The organism is Promicromonospora kroppenstedtii DSM 19349 (assembly GCF_000515355.1).
Classification (GTDB): Bacteria; Actinomycetota; Actinomycetes; order Actinomycetales; family Cellulomonadaceae; genus Promicromonospora; species Promicromonospora kroppenstedtii.
The window spans coordinates 1,220-3,011 of record NZ_KI911627.1; the positions used below are offsets into that span (position 1 = coordinate 1,220).

1 protein-coding gene is annotated in these 1,792 nt (G+C 75.0%); it reads left to right on the forward strand.

From position 1 onward, the window contains the following. Positions 1-113: 113 nt before the first annotated feature. Positions 114-1,792 (forward strand): hypothetical protein (locus PROKR_RS05880; protein ID WP_084800275.1); only part of this gene is annotated, 1,679 nt, incomplete at its 3' end.

A 1,792-nucleotide genomic window follows, 5' to 3' on the forward strand; every position in this document is an offset into this window, starting at 1 on the left:
GCCCGGCTCGCCGGGGCCGCCGGGGCGCTCGCCGTCACGAGACCCGGCGCGCAGGACGCCGTGCCGCACGCCGCCGACGTCGTCGCGCTGGCAGAAGAACTGGGAAAGGCACCATGAGCTACACCTTCGACCCGCTGGTCCCGCGGCCGATCGACCGGCCGACCGAGGTCGTCGTCGGGCTGACCGCCGAGCGGAGCGCGGCCCTGGACGAGGCCAAGATCTTCTCCGGGCCCGCCGACCCGGCCGACCGCCCGGCCTGGCGCGAGATGTTGCACACCTGGCGGGCCGACGCGCGGGAACGGCACGGCTACACCGGCGCCGCCTACGAGCGCCCCGAGGCCGCCTGGGCCGCGCGGTGCAGCACCGTGGCGCAGGTCTGGCTGTGGGACGAGCTGCTCTACTCGTTCGAGGAGGGCCGGTTCACACCGGAGGTGTTCCTCGCCGACGCCCGGGAGCGGTTCGGCGGGCTCGACGCCGTCGTCCTCTGGCACGCCTACCCCGTGATCGGGCTGGACGACCGCAACCAGTGGGACTTCTACCGGGACGTGCCGGGTCTCGTGGCCCTCGTGGGCGCCTTCCACGAGGCCGGGCTGCACGTGTTCGTCGACTACAACCCGTGGGACGTCGGCACCCAGCGCGGGGCGGACGACCTCACCGAGCTCGCCGCCGTGGTGCGCGAGCTGGGGGCGGACGGCGTCTTCCTCGACACCCTGAAGAAGGCCGAGCCCGAGCTGGTCGCGCGCCTGGAGGCCGCGCGGCCCGGGATCGTGCTGGAGGGCGAGTCCAAGCTGCCGGTGGAGCGCATCGAGGACCACTCGTCGTCGTGGGCGCAGTTCTTCGCCGACTCGCCGGTGCCGGGCGTGCTGCGCGCGCACTGGTACGAGCGCCGGCACATGCAGCACCACGTGCGGCGCTGGCACCGCGACCACTCCGAGGAGCTGCAGTCCGCGTGGCTGAACGGCGTGGGTGTCATGGTGTGGGAGGTCGTGTTCGGCGTGTGGGTCGGCTGGTCCCGGCGCGACGCGGCGACCGTCCGCCGCATGGTGACGGTCCAGCGGGCCGCCGGCGACCTGCTGCTCGACGGCGGGTGGACGCCGCTGGCGCCTCTGGCCCCGGAGGCGGAGGCCGCGGGCGTGTACGCGTCACGGTGGTCGCTGGGCGGGGTGACGCTGTGGACGCTGGTGAACCGCGGGGAGACGGACTACGCGGGGCCGGTGCTGGACGCCGCTGCCGCGGAGCGGGCAAACGGACGTCTCGTTCCGCTCTCGGACGTGTCAGACGCGACGGACGTGATCGTGCCCGGGCGGGGCATCGCAGCCCTGCTGCACATCGCCGACGACGTCGCGGACCCGGCCTGGCTGCCGGGTCTGCTCGACGCCCTGCGCGAGACGCCGCACGACCCCGACGCCAGGTTCCCGCACCGGCTGGCGCGCCGCGTGGGCCGGTCAGGCGCACAGTTCCCTCGGGCGACCCACACGTCTGACACGTCGGGGGCGGACCCGGACGCCGTCGTCGTCCCCGCGGGCGACTACGTCCTCACCGTCCGCTACCGCGCCCGCGAGACCGGGATGTACCAGGGCGCGCCGTACGTGGACGAGTGGAAGCCGCTGCCGCCGCGCCTGCACGACGCGCGCACCCTGCAGCGCGACGGCGTCCTCCCGACGCCGGTCGCGGTCGCGGAGTCCGAGGTGACGAACGCCCAGTTCGCGGCGTTCCTGGACGCGACGGGCTACGCGCCGGCCGAGCCGCACCGGTTCCTCGCGCACTGGTCCCACGGCCGCCCGGCCGCGGG